This window comes from Halarcobacter ebronensis (assembly GCF_013201825.1).
GTDB lineage: Bacteria > Campylobacterota > Campylobacteria > Campylobacterales > Arcobacteraceae > Halarcobacter > Halarcobacter ebronensis.
In genome coordinates, this window is sequence record NZ_CP053836.1 from 1,745,182 (window position 1) to 1,763,291 (window position 18,110).

General features: G+C 26.7%; 16 protein-coding genes and 1 tRNA gene. 7 read left to right on the top strand and 10 right to left on the bottom strand.

Going from position 1 to position 18,110, the window contains the following annotated elements:
• Positions 1-2 precede the first annotated feature (2 nt).
• The 6 genes from AEBR_RS08650 to rraA all read right to left on the bottom strand — a co-directional run bounded on the left by AEBR_RS08650 (position 3) and on the right by rraA (position 7,829).
• Positions 3-1,064: a response regulator gene (locus AEBR_RS08650; protein ID WP_129087909.1), complete on the bottom strand. Its 1,062-nt coding sequence runs from the start codon at positions 1,062-1,064 to the stop codon at positions 3-5.
• A 134-nt stretch (positions 1,065-1,198) separates the two neighbouring features.
• Positions 1,199-2,437, bottom strand: a complete 1,239-nt coding sequence (locus AEBR_RS08655) for a ComEC/Rec2 family competence protein (RefSeq protein ID WP_129087908.1) — start codon at positions 2,435-2,437, stop codon at positions 1,199-1,201.
• A gap of 43 nt (positions 2,438-2,480) precedes the next feature.
• Positions 2,481-4,571: a 5-histidylcysteine sulfoxide synthase gene (gene ovoA / locus AEBR_RS08660; protein ID WP_129087907.1), complete on the bottom strand. Its 2,091-nt coding sequence runs from the start codon at positions 4,569-4,571 to the stop codon at positions 2,481-2,483.
• Between the two features lie 11 nt (positions 4,572-4,582).
• Positions 4,583-6,787 (bottom strand): tetratricopeptide repeat protein, encoded by a 2,205-nt coding sequence (locus AEBR_RS08665; protein WP_129087906.1) that lies wholly within the window; start codon positions 6,785-6,787, stop codon positions 4,583-4,585.
• Positions 6,777-7,349, bottom strand: coding sequence for a gamma-glutamylcyclotransferase family protein (locus tag AEBR_RS08670; RefSeq protein ID WP_129087905.1), 573 nt, complete (start codon positions 7,347-7,349; stop codon positions 6,777-6,779). The genes AEBR_RS08665 and AEBR_RS08670 overlap by 11 nt, the downstream gene beginning before the upstream one ends.
• A complete protein-coding gene (rraA, locus tag AEBR_RS08675; protein WP_128977957.1) occupies positions 7,350-7,829 on the bottom strand; it encodes a ribonuclease E activity regulator RraA in 480 nt (159 codons plus the stop codon).
• A gap of 117 nt (positions 7,830-7,946) precedes the next feature.
• Between rraA and AEBR_RS08680 the strand changes: the two genes are divergently transcribed.
• Positions 7,947-8,930, top strand: a complete 984-nt coding sequence (locus tag AEBR_RS08680; protein WP_129087904.1) for a hypothetical protein — start codon at positions 7,947-7,949, stop codon at positions 8,928-8,930.
• Between the two features lie 26 nt (positions 8,931-8,956).
• Entirely contained in the window at positions 8,957-10,228 is a 1,272-nt protein-coding gene (locus AEBR_RS08685; protein WP_172658880.1) for a C40 family peptidase, read from the top strand.
• Between the two features lie 2 nt (positions 10,229-10,230).
• Here the strand turns inward: AEBR_RS08685 and AEBR_RS08690 are convergent, their stop codons facing one another.
• From AEBR_RS08690 to rsmH, 3 genes are read right to left on the bottom strand one after another with little or no spacing between them, the layout of a single operon-like run.
• A complete protein-coding gene (locus AEBR_RS08690) occupies positions 10,231-13,323 on the bottom strand; it encodes an efflux RND transporter permease subunit (protein ID WP_129087902.1) in 3,093 nt (1,030 codons plus the stop codon).
• Positions 13,304-13,573 (bottom strand): hypothetical protein, encoded by a 270-nt coding sequence (locus AEBR_RS08695; protein ID WP_128977949.1) that lies wholly within the window; start codon positions 13,571-13,573, stop codon positions 13,304-13,306. Before AEBR_RS08695 ends, AEBR_RS08690 begins: the two co-directional genes overlap by 20 nt.
• Positions 13,566-14,468, bottom strand: coding sequence for a 16S rRNA (cytosine(1402)-N(4))-methyltransferase RsmH (gene rsmH / locus AEBR_RS08700; protein WP_128977947.1), 903 nt, complete (start codon positions 14,466-14,468; stop codon positions 13,566-13,568). The genes AEBR_RS08695 and rsmH overlap by 8 nt, the downstream gene beginning before the upstream one ends.
• A gap of 73 nt (positions 14,469-14,541) precedes the next feature.
• Between rsmH and AEBR_RS08705 the strand changes: the two genes are divergently transcribed.
• The 4 genes from AEBR_RS08705 to AEBR_RS08720 all read left to right on the top strand — a co-directional run bounded on the left by AEBR_RS08705 (position 14,542) and on the right by AEBR_RS08720 (position 16,177).
• The gene (locus AEBR_RS08705) at positions 14,542-15,123 is read left to right on the top strand and encodes a class II aldolase and adducin N-terminal domain-containing protein (RefSeq protein WP_128977945.1); all 582 of its coding nucleotides are present in this window, start codon (positions 14,542-14,544) and stop codon (positions 15,121-15,123) included.
• Between the two features lie 114 nt (positions 15,124-15,237).
• A complete protein-coding gene (locus AEBR_RS08710; RefSeq protein WP_129087901.1) occupies positions 15,238-15,513 on the top strand; it encodes an HU family DNA-binding protein in 276 nt (91 codons plus the stop codon).
• Positions 15,514-15,647: 134 nt separating this feature from the next.
• Positions 15,648-15,730 (top strand) — tRNA-Leu (locus tag AEBR_RS08715).
• Between the two features lie 117 nt (positions 15,731-15,847).
• Positions 15,848-16,177, top strand: coding sequence for a hypothetical protein (locus AEBR_RS08720; protein ID WP_129087900.1), 330 nt, complete (start codon positions 15,848-15,850; stop codon positions 16,175-16,177).
• 38 nt (positions 16,178-16,215) lie between these two features.
• Here the strand turns inward: AEBR_RS08720 and AEBR_RS08725 are convergent, their stop codons facing one another.
• Complete coding sequence (locus AEBR_RS08725) at positions 16,216-16,965, bottom strand: glycosyltransferase family 2 protein (RefSeq protein ID WP_172658881.1); 750 nt, start codon at positions 16,963-16,965, stop codon at positions 16,216-16,218.
• Positions 16,966-17,147: 182 nt separating this feature from the next.
• On the opposite strand from AEBR_RS08725, the gene AEBR_RS08730 reads away from it, so the two are divergent.
• Complete coding sequence (locus AEBR_RS08730) at positions 17,148-18,098, top strand: hypothetical protein (protein WP_129087898.1); 951 nt, start codon at positions 17,148-17,150, stop codon at positions 18,096-18,098.
• Positions 18,099-18,110: the final 12 nt, after the last annotated feature.

Below are 18,110 nucleotides of genomic sequence, written 5' to 3' on the forward strand. Positions count from 1 at the left end.
TGCTATCTCCCACTCATAATAGTTGCTTGAAATTCTTCAAATCTTTTTTCTTGAATTTTGAGTTTATCTCTTAAAATAGCATTTTGTTTTTTTAATTCATATACTTCAAAAAGATTTTTTTGTGCATTATTTACATTTTCATCCATTTGACTTTGTAAATTATGTGCAATATTATAGTAGTGTTCTCTCTCTTTTCTTAACTCAGAATTATTCTTCAAATTTTCACTTTTTAGTAAAAAGATATGCTTCCGTAAAGACTGTATCTCATTTTCATATTTTGAGATAAGAGTTGAGAACTCAACAAATTTTTTAATTCTTCCATCATTAAAGAAAATTGGAAGTATTGTTGAATGAGTATAGTAAAACTCACCAGCTTTTGTCATTTTTTTACTAAAACCTACCCATGTTTTACCATTTACCAAAATCTCTTTTATTTTAATATCTGGAACATCTGAATGTCTAAAGATATTTTTATTATTAAAATGCAATCCAATCAACTCATCAAGTTCAAAACCTGAATTCATAAGAAAAGAGTCGTTTGCTAAAGTGATTTTAAAATTCAGATCCAACTCACATATAATATTATAAGAGTCTAAAATAGACATAAACTGTCTTAACTCATTATTTTTTATTGCTAACTCTTTTTGTTGTTGCTTCTTTAGCATAATATCTGACATGATTTTCAAAGTTGTATTTAATTGTATTGGTTTAACAATATAGTTAGTAAGATTAAATTTAATAGCTTTTAACAAGATATTAGGATCAGAAAAGTTTGAAGATATTAGAACTGGTATATCCCAATCAATCTTCCTTAATTCAGCTAGCAGGACAATTCCACCAAAATCTGGCATATCAATATCAGTTAAAATAATATCAATATCCATTCTATTTGCTTTAAAAATATTTATAGCATCATTAATATCAGTTGCTACTAAAACTTTTCTGAAAAAAGCAGTAAAAATCTCTGTGGCTTCTGACCTTATTTTCTCATTATTTTCAATAAATAGAATTGTTGCAGCAGATAAATAATCTTTGTTAAATGTACACTCATGTAACTGAGACATAATCCCCTCCTTACTTCAAAAAAAGGAAAAAATTTCCTATACAAAGAAATAATTTTTATTGTAGCATAAACTTTTATTATTTTTCAAAAATAAATATTATTTTTTATACAGATTTAAAAAAATAACCAAAACCTCTAAATATAAATATTAATATTGAATATCAATAAAAGCAAGTTTAGTATTATAAAGAATTTTTTACTGAAAATACTTAAAATGGAACATAAAATATAAAAAATGAAAAAAAATAGTTTACTCTCTTTCTCAAAAATTATAAATTTGTAATCAAATAATATAACAATATAATCATTAAGAATATCACCAAAACCAAGCAAATGTAAAAATAATTCAAGGGGATAAAAAATAGTAAAAAGTATAGTAATAAGGGGAGAAAGTAACTGTTCATAGGTTGTATTATAAAAGAAAAAATGAACAACTGGATTAAAAACAAAAAAAATCCAGAAATTAAAAAAGATTATTGACAAAATTTTTGGAAAATTATTAAAATATTTTATGTATAAAAAGATATAAAATACTCCAGCAATTGAAAACCATAAAGAGATTGAGAATAAAAATTTAGGAAAAATTGCCAAAATTAATAAAAGCGTTAAAAAAAGAGTCTTAAAAGATAAAAGTTTTATATTTGCTCGAAGGAATAAAATTCCCAATAAAAACATTACAAAACTTCTTAATAAAGAGGGTACTAAATCTGTCAAATAAAGATAAAAAAGAGCAAAAAAAGTTGAAATAAGCAGTACATCAAATTTAATATTTCTATATATAAAATACTTTTTATGTATTTGAAAATAGATTAGATATATAAACCAATAGGAGATAAAAAGAAGGATAGCTAAATGAAACCCTGAAATTGCAATTAGATGGCTAATTCCCCAATTTGTATAAAATTCCCTACTCTGCTTAGATGCCGGAATTGCTAAAAAAAGTGCAGCAAAAAGCTCTGATAATTTACTGTTTTTATGAATTTGATTTATTTTGTCATATAGAATTGTTTTAATGCTAGGCTTTGAAAAAGGCTCTTCATGATATATACTTTTACTGTAAAATCCTTTTAGGTAATCTATAAACTCTATATTCAAAGTTACAAAAGTTATATCAATATAATCAAGTTTGTGTAAATTTTCTAAAAGTTCAAGTGAAGTAAAAAAAGAGAAATTGGAGTTTTGAAGTTTTACAACAAAAAAATCATCTTTTTTATAAATATTAACAATCTGAAAAGTCCCTGAATATATCTCTTCGGATTTAAACTCTTTATATTTAAAATATTCATGAAAATAGTTAAAAAAAGCCAAAAATGTAAGAAGAATAATTAGTAAAGAAGTCTCTTTTTTATTGTTAAAAAGCTGTAAACTATTCATTCAAATAGTTTACAGTAAAATAATTAAATAGATTATTATATAGCTATTTTCTTTTCCAAATACTCATTTGAGATATTGTATGTTGAAACTTTCTATTTGTCTCTTTAATTACAAAAGGTACATCAAGAATATCAAGAAGCTCAAACTCTTTTTCTAGATTTGTTTTTAATGTATCAAGAGTTTTAACCTCTTTATTATCTTTTAGATATCCTCCAAGCCAATTTGCTTTTGGTGTATAATCCTCAAGCCAAGTATAAGGACTAAGAAGCACTAAAAGCCCATCTTTATTAACTCTTTTTGGAATATCATCTAAAAACTTTTGAGGATAATATAATCTATCAATAAGATTTGAGCAAAAAATTAAATCATATCCACTATATAAATCTTTTAAATTACAAGCATCCCCTTGCATAAAAGTTACCCTATCTTTTGTCTCTTCTAAGTCAAAATCTTTTAGAGAAATAGTCTTTTCATCAAATAGACTACCTTCTGTTGTAACCTTATAAGTTAGAGAATCATATTTTTTAAGTTTAACTCCCACATTTATAAAATTTGCACTAAAGTCAATACCTAAAACCTCATCATAATGTTTAGCCAACTCAAAAGAACTTCTTCCAACAGAACATCCTAAATCAAGTGCTTTTTGTTTTTTCAAATCTTTTATATATGGTTTTAGAAGTTCAACAGAGTTTTTAGGGAAGTTTTTAACCCCATAATACTCTGCTCCATAATGAAACTCACAATATTGTGAAATTTGTTCATCTGTTTCATATACATTATCATTTAGTTTAGTTCTATAATCATTGTTTGATTGAACATATCTAAAACCTGCATGTTGAAAAAAGTGTTTTCTAAAAGCATATCTTGCACTTCTTAAAATCTCATTTCCTAAACTAATAAAAGAACCACCTTTTATTAAAGCGTGTCTATCATCAAAGGTTGGAGTTGTAAAATCATCATAAGCTGGATGGGTTTTAAAACCATCAAATGGATAAATTGGAGTTATACTCCACTGCCAAACATTTCCAATAACATCATAAAACTCTCCCATTTTATACTTATCAACAGGGGTTTGATTAAAGAACTTAAGACCAATATTTGCCTCACTCTCTTGAGCTTTAACATAATCATTTAATCTATAAAATTCATCTTCACTTGGAAGTCTAACCTCAAAGCCCAATTTTTCACTTTTATATTTACAAAAAGCTTCTGCTTCATATACATTTATATCAACTGGATAGTTTAAAGGTAGAGGTACAACCCTATTAATCTCTCTTAAATAGAATCTGCCATCTTTTTTTATCCAAAAAGTTGGATGTTTTGCTTTACTAAAATCAAGCCATTTAAGACCATCTTTACTAAAGTAATGAAGTTTTGTATATCCACCCTCTTTTACAAACTCCATAAACTCGCCATTTGATACTAAATATTTACTTGCTTTAAATGCTTTAATGTATGATTTATGAAAAGAAAATTCATTATCCCAACCATAATATACAGGATTTTCATGATTCTTTTCAAGAATAACTTCCCCTTCTTGTACTTCAACTAACTCATTTTTAGGATATTTATTACTAAACTCATTACAGTACAATAAAAGTTCATCTTCTATTAAATATTTTATATTTAATTCTCTAAGTAGAACAGAAGAGGTCTCTATATGTATATTTTCATGCTCTATTCCCATTAGAATAATCCACATAGGACTTTCCCAATTAATAGGCATACTAAATTGCATATTATCTATTAAATCAAGTATAATCTCTTTTACTTCATCTCTATAAGCCTTTGTTTGTTCATAGGTTGGCCAAGAGTAGTTTTCACTATTTAAATCATCCCAACTCATTTCATCTACACCAATTGCAAATATTGCTTCAAGATTCTTATCTACTCTCTTTTTTATAATATTAGCAATATTTAGTTTGTTCATAAAAAATGTAGCAGTATGTCCATAATAGAAAATCAAAGGGTGTCTTAATCTATTTGGTTGTTTATATAAGTACTCTTTGTCTTTTAATAAATCAAAAATTTTTTCATCTAATTCATAGGTTTGGAGGAAATATTCCCTAATCTCTGCTCTTTTTTCCTCAACACTGCCTTCAGTCAAATTTATCGTATTTTTTCTATAATTCATTATATCCCCTCTTAAATGGTTAACCACTCTACTCTTTTTACTATATTTTTTCCTTCATAAAGTGAATATATACTATATGCTTGAGTTTTTTCATAGTTATTCATATTTATCCAATGTTTTTCTAATTCTTCCAGCTCTTTTGAATATGGTTCATTTTTAATTGCTTTTAGAAGAATCAACTCAGTAAGTATCATACCTAAACGTTTTTTAGATTTTGTTTCACTTAATATCGCATATGCCTTTAAAACTAAAAGCATAGCACTATCTAATAGTTTTTTGTCCTCAAAATATACCAGTTTATACAAAATATTTAAACATTGATTATGTAAAACAACAGGCATTTCATCTCTGTCTCCAACTGACTCTTTTAGTTTTATACCTATAAAGCCCAACTCAATAGATTTAGATATAAGCTCTATATTTTTGTCTTTACTTTTTATATAGTTTAATCTATAAGCAATAGATGTGTTTACAAAAGTTGCACCATATTCAAAAGCTCCTAAAGCAGGAATACTTAAACATTTTAAATAGTTATCAATTGTTAAATCAAAGTTTTCATCCCACTCTTCATAATTTGCTTTAATATTATAATAATGCCAAAGCCAGAGTGGTTCATTGAACTCTTTATGAGAGAAGAGTAATTCATATAGTTTTCCTAATGCCTCTTTCCCCTCCTCTCTCTTCTCTTCTTTTCTCTGACTTACAACTATCCATGATTTTCTTTGATAATATCTAACTTCCACATCATTTGGTTTAGTATTATCTTTTGCATTATAGACTAAAGAGTTATATGCCTTATCAAACTCCCCTAGTCTCTCATATAAAGATGAAATATCTATTGAGTATTTATTTGGATTTATTTCGTAAAGATATTTTGCAATAAGTAAAGCTTGTTCAAACTTACCATTTCTCTCAAACAAAAATATCAAACTATTTAGTGTCTCAATTGAAAGTTTTCTATATATAGAGTTATTTGTCAAAATAAAACTGTCTAAATCATTTGAATCAAACATCTCTCCTGCAATTTTAAACCAATAGTTATTTATTAAATCATACTGTTGTTTTCTTTTTATTGAATCAATTAATTTTTCTAATATAGCTATTGTTCTCTTTTCATCAAGAACTATATCTTTTACATAATAATATAAAATCAGTAATGAAATTGGATTGTCAAAATACTCTAAACACTCTTCAATATGATTTCTTAGATAGTAAGAAAGCCTTCTTCTTTCATCTTCCAGCTCCTCTATTTTGACCCATTTTTGGAAAAATATCTGATTTGATTTATGCTGATTTAAAAGCTTAAAATCATCAAAACATCTATTTACAAAATTTTGGAACCCTGAAATTAATTGATTTTTTTCACTCTTTTGATCATAAAAATTTCGTCCACAATACTCAAAAAGTTCTAAAGAGATATAGATATCTTGTTCATCTTTACCTATTATCTTAGTAGAACTTAATTGCATTAAAGAGTATAGAGTCTCCTCTTTTTGTGAGAAAAAAAGCTCATAGTTTAAAAAGGGTTTATCTACACCATTTGTTGTTTTTATATCTGAACTTAAACAACCTAAAGCTTTAACTCTCTTTTGGGTTCTCTTTTTTAAATCATTTCTTACATAGATTTCAATATAAGAAAAGTGATTAATCACTATTGGCATAACTAAACGCCACATCCAATGATTCTCTTCCAATAAGTCAATGTTATAGATTTTTATTTTATATTTCTTATCCAAAGAGTTTAAAGCCACTTTCAAACGTTTTAATACTCTTATATCTTTATTTATCCACGCCTTTAGACTCTCTTTAAACTCTGAACCTTCTCCATCTAAAATGGAAGGCATTAAAATAAGTCCAAAAAAGAAAAGCAAAACAAATAAAATAGAGATTGTATCATTTGAACTCCAAGGAAAAGGTGACTCAAAGATTACCTTTTTAACAATATCTTCATATAAAGAAGAGGAAATCAATGCAAAAAGAATTACAACAACAGAGATAAAACTCAAAAAATAAGCTGAACCTCTTTTTTTCATCTTATAGAAAAAAGAGGAATTTCCACACAACTCATTTAGTGAATATTCAAACTCTTCTAAAGTATCATTATAGTTATAAACTATCTCCAAAGAGTTTGAAGTTTTTTGTACTAAACTGTTTTTCTCCTCTTCTCTACTATTTGTTTGTAACTCTTTACTTATTACTAAACAACTAGCTTTCATCTTTAAATCCATCTTTTGCAAATCTATTTTGTATTGGGTCTGAAAATTTATAAGTACCCTCTTTTATTTTAAAAGGATAATTTGAATAAGACTTTACAAACTCTTCTTGAAACTCTTTTGAGTAATTTTTTAAGCCCTCTTCCAATAAAAATATGTAGTTTTTAGGAATAAAACAATTTTCATCACCCAAAGTTGCAATTTTCTCTTTGTTTGTAGTACTAAAAGTATAAATCTTCTCTTTTGTTTTTAAACCTATAAAATCTTCACTATTTAGCTTTATACATGAATAGTTTTTTTCTCTTAATTTTAAAAGCTCAAACTCTTCTTGACTAATATGTAGTAAAACTCCATTTGTAGAGCTTTTTTCATCCTTTTGCAGATTCAAAAATATACCATTTGAAATCTGCTTTTCATCTTCAAAAAGAATATACTCTATTGAGTTCCAAACCTTTTTGAAGCCTTTTAAAACCACTGGAATAAAATCCTCTTGTTTTAATACTCTTTTAAAAGATTTTTGAGCACTATTAATATTAACTAAAGAGCCATATCCAAATATATACATTTATACAATTTTCTCTTTTGTTAATATTACTCCATCACTATCTGCATAAATATAATCCCCTTGGCAAAATTTTACTCCACCAAAAGATAGTTCAATTCCTCTTTCAGCTTTTGTTACAGGAATATATTTTCTAGGGCAAGTTCCCCTAGCAAATAGTGCCACAGGAATATCTTTTATTTGAAAGGTATCTCTTATATAACCATTTACGATTATTCCCTCATAGCCATTTTTATGGGCAAATTTCATTAAATTTTCACCTACAACGGCAAAATATTCATCTTCCACATCAACAACTACAATTTTTCCTTTACCCTCTTCATCTCTTAATATTTTAATTAACTCTGAGTTGTTTTTATCTAACTTAACAGTTACAACTGTTCCACATATTTTCTCTTTTGCACCATAATTTTTAAAAGCACCATCAAGTACATATACTCTATCAGGATATTCATCACATAAATCTGCAGTAAAAAAATCCATTTTATCCATCCTTTTTATTCTTAAAGAATAATTATCTCAAAATAGCTTTAATTTTTACTTATTAATACTTTTTTTATAGAAATTAACTGTAAAATATATTCAATAAAGGATTACATAATGAAACAATACTTACTTTTAATACTCCCTTTTTTATTTATTGGCTGCTCAAATAAATATGTCTCTATAAAATCTTTGCAACCTTCAGAGATAAGTGGAACAAATATAAGCAATGTTTTCTTAGAACAATTTACAAATGATGATATAAACCAAACAAACTATTTGGAAACCCAACTTGTAAATGCAAAAGTTGACAATAAAAAAATATTTACAATAAAACCTACCCATGAAGGTGTTGATGCAATAATTTCAGGGGAAGTATTAGAGTCATCTTTTGATTTTAGAATCTATTATGATGAAAGCCTTAGTTCAAGATGTGTAAGATATGAGTATGTAAATGGTGCAAGAACAGGTAACTGTATTGAATATAGACGATTATTGATACCTTGTGAAAGAAGAGATTATAGAGTTAAAACCCAAGTAAAAGTTTTAAATATGAAACATGAAGTTATATTCTCTAAAATCTACTCAAAAAGTGATTATAAAAACGAGTGTTACAGATATAATGAACCATATTTTGGTTTTATGCTTTATAATAATTTAAACTATGAGAAAGAGAAAAAAAGAGTAAATACCCAACTTGCAAATATAATTGCAAAAGAGATGATTGAAGACCTCTCTCCTCACTATATATATCAAAAAGCAACCTTGATAGAGGAGTTAGCTGAGAGTTTTGGAGAAAAAAATCAAAAAGAGTTTGAACAGATAGTTGAACTACTGAATAAACAACAAATATCTTTAGCACAAGATAAGCTACAGGAGTTAAATAAAAAATTGGATTCTAAAAGTTATGAAACTCTTTATAATTTAGCTCTTACTTATGAAGCTCAACATAATAATTTTATGGCTAGAACTTACTTATTAAAGGCTCAGAAGATATGTAAAGAGTCTGATGATTTGGAACTTATAGAAAATGCTTTAATACGTATTAAAAGCAATGAACTACAAGAGAGAAAAGCAAAATCTCAGTTAAGTGATATATAATTACCAATAAATTTTAAAGGTATATTTTGAAGTCAACACTACTACTAATTGCAGTTATTTTACTCTTTTCTGCTTGTTCATATAAAGAGGTACAAATTGAAGATGAATTAAATTATTCGCAAAGCCCTAAAACATATATAAATAATTTGCAAGAAATCACACTTGACCAAAATACCCTTTCAAAAGAGTTTATTAAAAAGTTCTACTCTCCTTGGGATTTAAGCTCGCTAAAATATCCAAAAGATGAAGCAATGTGGGGGGAAACCTATGCAAAAAGAGAGATTTTTTTAGAAAATCATAGAGTTGCACAAAAAGAGTGGTTCAAAAAACTAACTGATAATTCAAATTTTAATCAATACAATAGTGTTTTAAAAAAAGCTATTACTACAAAAAATTGTGACTTTAGGGTAATGCCAACAAATAGTAATTTCTTTTATAATCCAAGTGTTGCAGGAGAAGGTTATCCCTTTGATTATAACCAAAACTCAAGGGTAAAAATCAATACTCCCGTTATGGTTTCTCATTTTTCAAAGGATAAAGCTTGGGCTTTTGTACAAGCTAATTATGTTTTAGGATGGGTTAGGGTTGATAATCTATATTTTGTAAATGAAAAAGAGATTGAAGAGTTTAAAAATCAAGAGTTATATGTTATAAAAAAAGAGGGTTATCAAAGTTTTGATATAAATTTAGTTGAAGAGCTTAAAGTTGGAACCTTTTTCCCAAAAGTTGAAGATAAATTTCTAGTTGCTACAAATAATGGTTTTAAAAAAGTTTCTTTAAAAGAGGAGACTATTACACCTTTCCCTTTAAAATTCAACTCTTCAAATATTGTTGAACTTCTAAATGAGTTTATAGGAGAGCCTTATGGGTGGGGAGGATTAAACAATCATAGGGATTGTTCAAGTTTTACCCAAGACTTTTTTACTCCCTTTGGACTCTACTTAAATAGAAACTCAAAAGCACAAACTTTTGGACATAAATATCTTGATGTCTCAAAATTAAATGACAAAGAGAAAAAAGAGTTTATAGTTAAAAATGGAACCCCTTTTTTAACATTGGTTTATCTAAGTGGTCATATTATGCTCTATATTGGAACTTTTAATAACGAACCTTTAGTAATGCATAATATGTGGGGAGTTAGAACTTGGAGATCACTTTTTAGTCAAGGAAGAAAAGTAGTTGGGAAAACAGTTATTACAACACTAGAACCTGGAATAGAGCTTGAAAGTGCTAAAAATAGCACTATTTTAAAAAGAGTAAAAGGGATAGTTTTATTAAATGAAAAAGCACAAAAGTAGTTTTACAATTGTGCTCTTCTTAAATATATAATTCTATAAAGCATTGGAACATAATATAGATTTAATATTGTTGCCCATAATACTCCAAATCCCAAAGATAAAGCCATTGGTTGCAAAATCAAAGCTTGTCCTGATGGAAAAAAGATAAGAGTAAAAAGTCCCAATACTGTTGTTATAGAGGTTAATAAAATAGGTCTTAATCTTAAAAGTGCTAAATCTACCATCTCCTCTAAAGATTTGGCTTTTTTAATAAAATCCATCATAATAATTCCATCATTTACAATAACTCCAGCAAGTCCAACCATCCCAATAAGACTTGGCATTGTTATATTAACACCCATAATAAAGTGCCCAAAATAGACTCCCAAAATTGATAAAGGTATTGTACTTATGATTATTAATGATTTTACCATTGAATCAAACATCCAAACAAGGGCAATAAAAATCAAAATAATAGCCATAGCTGCAGCTTGAGCCATCTCATACTGAACTTTCTCATTCTCCTCTTGTTCACCTTTTATATCAATATTTACACTTTTTTTCAAAGTTTGTAAAGTTGAGTTTAGTTTTTGAAAAATCTCATTTGAAGTTACATCTTTAATAGAAGCAGTTACACTTGTAACTCTTTTATTATTCTCTTTAAAAATTTGAGAATAAGCAGGAATTTTTATAAAATCAACAACCTCAGATAAAAGAACTTTTTTCTGGCTATTTGGAATAGTTACTTCAAAATTTTGTAAAGAACTTAATATATCTCTATTTTCACTTTTAAAGACTATATCAATAATACCTTTGTCATCAAACATCTTAGAGTATGTACCTTTTAAATATAAAGGTCTTAATTCTGAAAGTATTGATTCTTCTGAAAACCCCAACTCATATCCATAAGAGTTTACTTTAAATTTCAAATCAAAATTACCAAAGAGTGAGTCATCTGCTATATTATATACCCCTTCTATCTTTGAAAGTTCATCTTTTAAAATTTTAACTGCACTTTTTACCTCTTTTTCATCTCCCCAAATAGCCAACTCTAAATCATTTTTTACAATTCCTGCCTTTGGAACAAAGACTTTAAACTCTTCAAACTCTTTTGAATCAATAAATTTTTTAAGTTTCTCTTTTACAAGTAGCTCTACATCCTGAGCTCTTAGTTCTCTTTTCATATTTTCATCATCATATTTAGGAGATAAATGTGGATTTATATATTTATCAAAAAAGTTTTGAGGAGCTCTTTCAAAAAGATTTACAAAGAGTTGGAAATAGAACTCTTCATACTGAGGTTGATTTTTCCCATCTAATTTCATACCAGTAACTGAACTTATTGATTGAATTTCAGTCTCAAAATTTAGACTATTTAAAAGTTCTTTCTCTATTTTACTAACAATCTCTTCAGTTTGTTCAATCTTTTTACCAACTCCAACAGAACCTGTTATATAAACTTGTGTAGAGTCAAAATCTGGCAAAAACTTAAATTTAGAAGAGCCTATTAATATGACACTTGCAAATATTATAAAAAACAGAAGTGCCGCTAGAGTTAAATATTTTCCTTTTAATAAAAACTGTAAAATATTTTTATATAAATTTTTATTAAAATCCCAAATTTTATGTGATTTTCTATTTTCATGGCTAACTTTAAAAATCTGCATTGCGTGTAAAGGAAGGAAGAAAAATGCCTCCAAAAGTGAACTTAACAGAAGAATGGAGATCATAATAGGAACAATTTGCATAAATTTACCAGTTTCTCCTGTCATTAAAAGAATTGGCAAAAAAGCAAAAATTGTTGTGGCAGTTGCAGTTAAAACAGCAGGATACATCTCCAAAGCTCCATCTCTAGCAGCACTATATCTATCTTTTCCCATCTCCATATGTCTATAGATATTTTCCCCAACAACAATAGCTTCATCAACAAGCATACCTAATGCAATTAATGCTCCTAGCAATGAGAGCATATTTAAACTGTATCCTAAAGCTTCTGTTGAGATAAGTCCAATCATAAATGAAGTTGGTATTCCTATTGCAATAACTATGGCTATTCTCACATTTATAAAGAGTAATAGAGCAATAAAAAGAAGTATTAATCCAAATAGAATATTTGATACAACCGTATTAAGTCTGTTTTTAATCCATATTGAAGTATCTATATATGTATCAAACTTTAAATTTGTGTATCTTTTCTCAAAATCTTTAGTAATTGTTTTTATCTGTTTAACTAAATCTATTGCATCACCATGCTCACTCTTGCTTATATTTATTGCAATATTTGTTTTTCCATTAAAATGGGAAGTATCTGTAACATCACTAAAGGTATATTCTATATTTGCAATATCTTTTAAATATAGTGTTTTACCATTGACTTTTATTTTGATATTTCTAATTTTTTCAATATCTTTTTCACCATTAAAGGTACTTAAATAATAGTGTCTTGTTTTATCTTTGATAATCCCAACAGGAAAAATTGAACTTATATTTTGAACAGCAGAGACAACCTCTATATTTGATAAACCCAAAGCTTCTATTTTGTCCTCATTAAAAGAGATAAGAAGTTCTTTATCACTATCTCCTAAAATTCTAACACTATCTAAATCTTTTAGTTGTTGGATTTTTGATTTTACTTCATCAGCAATATCAAGCATATACTCCTTTGAATCTTTTGTTTTTGAATATACAGCAACAGTAATCAAAGGAAAATTATATACAAGAGCTTTTACTGTTGGTTCATCCATATCTGAAGGAAGATTTGTTTTGATTTTTGTAATAATATCTTTTACATCATCAATAACAAAATTTGGATTTTCACCATCTTTTAATTCAGCAGTTATAGAAAAAGTTCCATTTTTTATAATAGAAGTTATCTTTTTAACTTCACTAACACTAAAAAGTTCATCCTCTATCTCTTCAACTGCAATTTTATCTAAGATATCAGAACTTGCCCCTGCATATTCCCCTGAAATAAGAATTGCTTCCATATTTGAAGGGGGAAATATCTCTTTTGGAACTTTTAAATATGCAAAAATTGATAAAACAAAAATAAATAATAAAAGCATATGATTTAAAAGGCTTTTATTTAAACTAAACTCAATTACTCTTTGTACCATAATTTCCTTCTATACTATAAATAATAAGAGAGTCTTCTATTTGGTTTTTAAATTTCATATCCTCAAGCTGTTGTGCTAAAAATTTATTCTCTTCTTTCAAAGAGATATAGTGAGAATACATCTTATTAATATCTTTACTTACATAATATATATTGTTAATTAAATATATCTTTGGGAAATAAAGAACCAAAGTTATAAGTAATAAACTTAAAACTATCAAAAGAGATTTTTTAGGATTGAGTTTAATCAAACTTAAACACCCTTAATTTAGAACTTCTGCTCCTTGGATTCTTTTTAATCTCCTCTTTTGTTGGAGTTATAGGTTTTTTTGTTAAAATTTTTCCTAAAGCATGATTATTACCACAAGTACATTTAAATGAGTCTGGTGGACAGATACAAGATTGTTTCCATTTTTTAAAATAGTTTTTTACAATTCTATCTTCTAAAGAGTGAAAAGAGATAATTGCAACAATACAGTTTTTTGGTTTTAACTCTTCAATTGATTGAAAAAGTCTTTCCAAAACACCTAACTCATCATTTACTTCTATTCTAATCCCTTGAAATGGAAGAGTCGCAGGATGAATCTTACCCTTATGTAAATGTTTATATAAAAAATCTGAAAGTTCTTTTGCTGAACTAAAAGGTCTGTTGTTTACTATTAAAGAAGCAACCTTTTTATATTCCCTTACTTCACCATAGTCTCTAAAAACTCTCTCTAATTCATTTTGTGAGTAAGTATTAACCACAACTGAAGCATCTAAACTTTTTGTTTGATCCATTCTCATATCTAATGTATCACTATCAAAACCAAAACCTCTTTCAGTTTTATCAAGTTGTAAAGATGAAACACCAATATCTGCTAAGATACCTCTTATTTTAAAGCCTCTAAAAGTTTCAATTACATGCTCAAAATTTCCTTGATTGAATAAAACTCTTGTTTTATAATCAATCAATCTTTTCTTTGAAAAAAGTAAAGCTTCTTGGTCTTGATCATTACATATTAATTGTATATTTTCATTTTGTTTTAAAAGTCCCAAGCTATGACCTGCATAACCTGTAGTGCAATCAATAATATATCCCTCATTAATATTTCTAAAAGTTTCTAAAACTTCTTCATATAAGACAGGAATATGGGGCACATCCATAATATATCCTTATTGTAGTTCTTTTATTTGCGATTGGATATAATATCTAAAAAATAATTTAAGGCTTTTTAAAATGCTAGATAAAAATACAGTAAAGCTTTTAAGTGATTTATCATTAACAATGTTTAGAAAAAACTTTTTTGGTATATATCATGGTGCCATCTCGGCAAAACTTGATTATAATTCATTTATTATTAATACAGCCGATGCTATCTTTGATGAGATGAATGAAAAATCTTTTTGTGCTTTAAATATGACAAAAAAAGATTATAGATGGAAAATTGCAAGTATTGAGTCTGATATTCACTCTACTATATATAATAATATACATGAAGCAAAATATATTGCTTTTGGTGTTCCCATATATACTACAGCTTATACATTTGAACATGACGAAATAATCTTAGATGATTTTTTTGGAAAAACAACTTTAGGTGGAAAAGTTCCTGTTTATGATCCAGGAGATTTTTCTACTTGGTATGATAGAAATGCTTTAGAGATAACAAAATATCTAAAAGAGAGTAGTGAACATATTATGGTTATAAGAGGGATTGGTACTTATGTATATGATAGAGATATAAATAATTTGGTAAAAAGAGTAGCAATTTTAGAGAATTCGTGTCGTCTTTTAAGTATAAAATCGTCATATAAATAACAAAAATAAGATTTTTCATATAATAATCGTTTAAAATTCCCTAATTTTAGCTATTTTAAAGCTTAAATACTATAAAGTTTTTAAATATTTTAATCTTACACAAGGAGTTCTTCTATGAACAAAGCTGAATTTATTGACGCAGTTGCAGCAAAGGCTGGTTTATCTAAAAAAGATGCTAAATGTGCAGTTGATGCAGTATTAGATACTATTACTGAGACTTTAGTAAAAAAAGAGTCTGTTAGTTTTATTGGGTTTGGTACATTTAGTACAGCTGATAGAGCTGAAAGAACAGCAAAAGTTCCAGGAACTGACAAAACTGTTAAAGTACCTGCTACAACTGTAGCAAAATTCAAAGTTGGAAAAGCTTTAAAAGAAGCTGTAGCTAAATAATTTAACTTCCAAATTTTTATAAGAAAAAGGGGCTTTGTATAAGGCCCCTTTTTTTATGCATAAATTTCTCGAAATTGAAAAATTTAAACAAAAAATTATATTCTTTCTTGTATAATTTCAACTCTTTTTTAGATGCCCGTGTGGTGAAACTGGTAAACACGCCGGATTCAAAATCCGGTGCTCCGGCTTGTCGGTTCGAGTCCGACCACGGGTACCACCACTTTTTTCTTTATATCAATATTTTAATTTAATTCATCTATTTATTACAACAAATAAATTTTTTATGGCTTATGGTATAGTTTTTGTATATTAAATTAAGAAATAAAGGATTTTTATGAATTGTAAATTTGAACATATAATTGATTTTTTTCATAAGTACCCACAACTTTTAAAAACAAATAATGAACAAGATTTAAAAAAACTATTTGAAACATTTCCCCATGCATGTAAATTTGTTAAAGCACTAAATGAGGATATTGTTGATTGTAATAATCTAGAAGTTGTATCAAAAAAAACTTTGGAATTACTTGATAATGCCTATGACCATGAATATAAGATAGAGGATATTACAGATTTTGCAAAGGCTATATGTAAAGTATTTGATATTGTTGATGCTCCTAAAAATCATGTTCCATTTATTTTAGTTATGTTATCAAGACTTTAATATTGATTTAATGTTACTTATAAGATATTTTTATAAAATTACTGCTTTTTTAAAGTTTTAGAATTTTTAAATTTTAAGTATTTTAATGCTTTACTCCCATAATTAAAGTTTAAAAAAGCAAGATTAAGTAACTGTTTTGATCTTAAATGTGAAATTTTTTCCAATTGACAAAATCTTGCAACAGTTTGAATATGTCTTAGTCTATGACTAAGAGGAGAGGATGAACTCTGAATAGAGTTTTCTCTTTTTGTATATATGTAATTAACTTCTGGGAAAACAGTAAAAGAGTATTTATTATTTAAAAGCTGCAATACAAACAGCACATCACCATAAACATTTGAATCTGTTGCAAAAGGATGTTTCAAAAATATCTCTTTTTTTGCGACCAATGCATTACATATTGCTCTTGGTGCTAAAATTAACTGTTCAATTGTTATATTATCAGCAGGTCTTACTCTATCTGGTCTTCCAAAACAAATATCTGTATGCATAAAAGTAGGAAGAGCAAGTAAAATATCATCTGAATCTATTCTACAAATATAATCCCCTGTTGCATTTTTTACACCAATATTTACAGGCAAACCATCATGTCCTGATTGATATGGAGTCTTATAATATTTATATCCTGAGTTCAAAGCTTCCAAAATCACCTCTTCATTAGTTGAACAGTCATCAACTAATATAACCTCATATGGATTGATTTTTTTCAATCCTTCTATACACTTTTTAAAATATGTTATAGGAGTATTATAAAAGGGTACTACAACAGATATTTTTAATTTATTCAATATATTTCTCCTATATTTTTTAAATGGTAATAACTTATTACATTATAATAATTTTATAATAAAAGCTTTATGAAAATATCTATTTACGCTTAATCAAAATATATATTTTTGTTTTATTTTATATTTTATTTATATTAATTATGATATATTTTGTTTTATTTTTGTTTTATTAAGGATATAATATGGAAAATGAGTTATATGACCTTGCAGACTTTTTAGATGATATTGAGATAAAAAGTTTAAAAGATAGATACACAATTCTTCTAGAGAATAGGGATAAAATTAAATTTTTTCTAGATACAAACTTTAGTTTGAAACAACAAATTAATGAAATAAAAAAAGAGTTTGAATTAGAAATTTCAGTTTTTAGTTATAGAAATTTTCTAATTAAATATTTTCAAAAAAGTTATGAAGAACATACTATCAATAAAGTTTTTCTAAACTGCAAAGTTTCTATTTTGGATTTGGTATTAAATAAAAAATATAATGACTCAATTGAACTTTATAAATATTTACTCTCTTCTGGTGTTTTAAAAAAAGTAAAAAATGATGATAATAGTGTAATTACATACAAACAGTTTATACAAAAATTAAAAGAATACATAACAGTCAAACATCTCCCTATTAAAATTGTAGAAGAGATTGAAGAAGATAAAATTAAAGAAGAGATAAAAGAGAATACTCCTATTGAAACAAATACTAAAGAGAGAAAAGAGATTAACTATGATATGAGAGTAGATATAGAATTACTTGATGGAACTTTAGATCCATATAACTTAGGATTTCTTACATACTCTTATATATTTAAAAAGCATAGTAAGAAAAAATATGATTTTGATGAAAAGAACTACATTGTTATCCCTTCATCATACCAAAATCTAACATTTGATTTTGAAAAGATAAAAAATTTTATTTTTGAAAAAGATTTAGTCAAAAATTACTCTTTGGTATTTCATGATAATAAATTAAATGATGGATTTATCTATATTTATAGATTAATAAATAGTAAATTTCACCTTTTAGAAAAGATAGCTTCAAGAGAATCAAGTGATTTTGAAGAGTATTATAAAAATGGAATTAGAAACTATCTTAATATTTTTAATGATATTTTAGATAGTTGTATAAAAAATTAGTAAAAACATCCC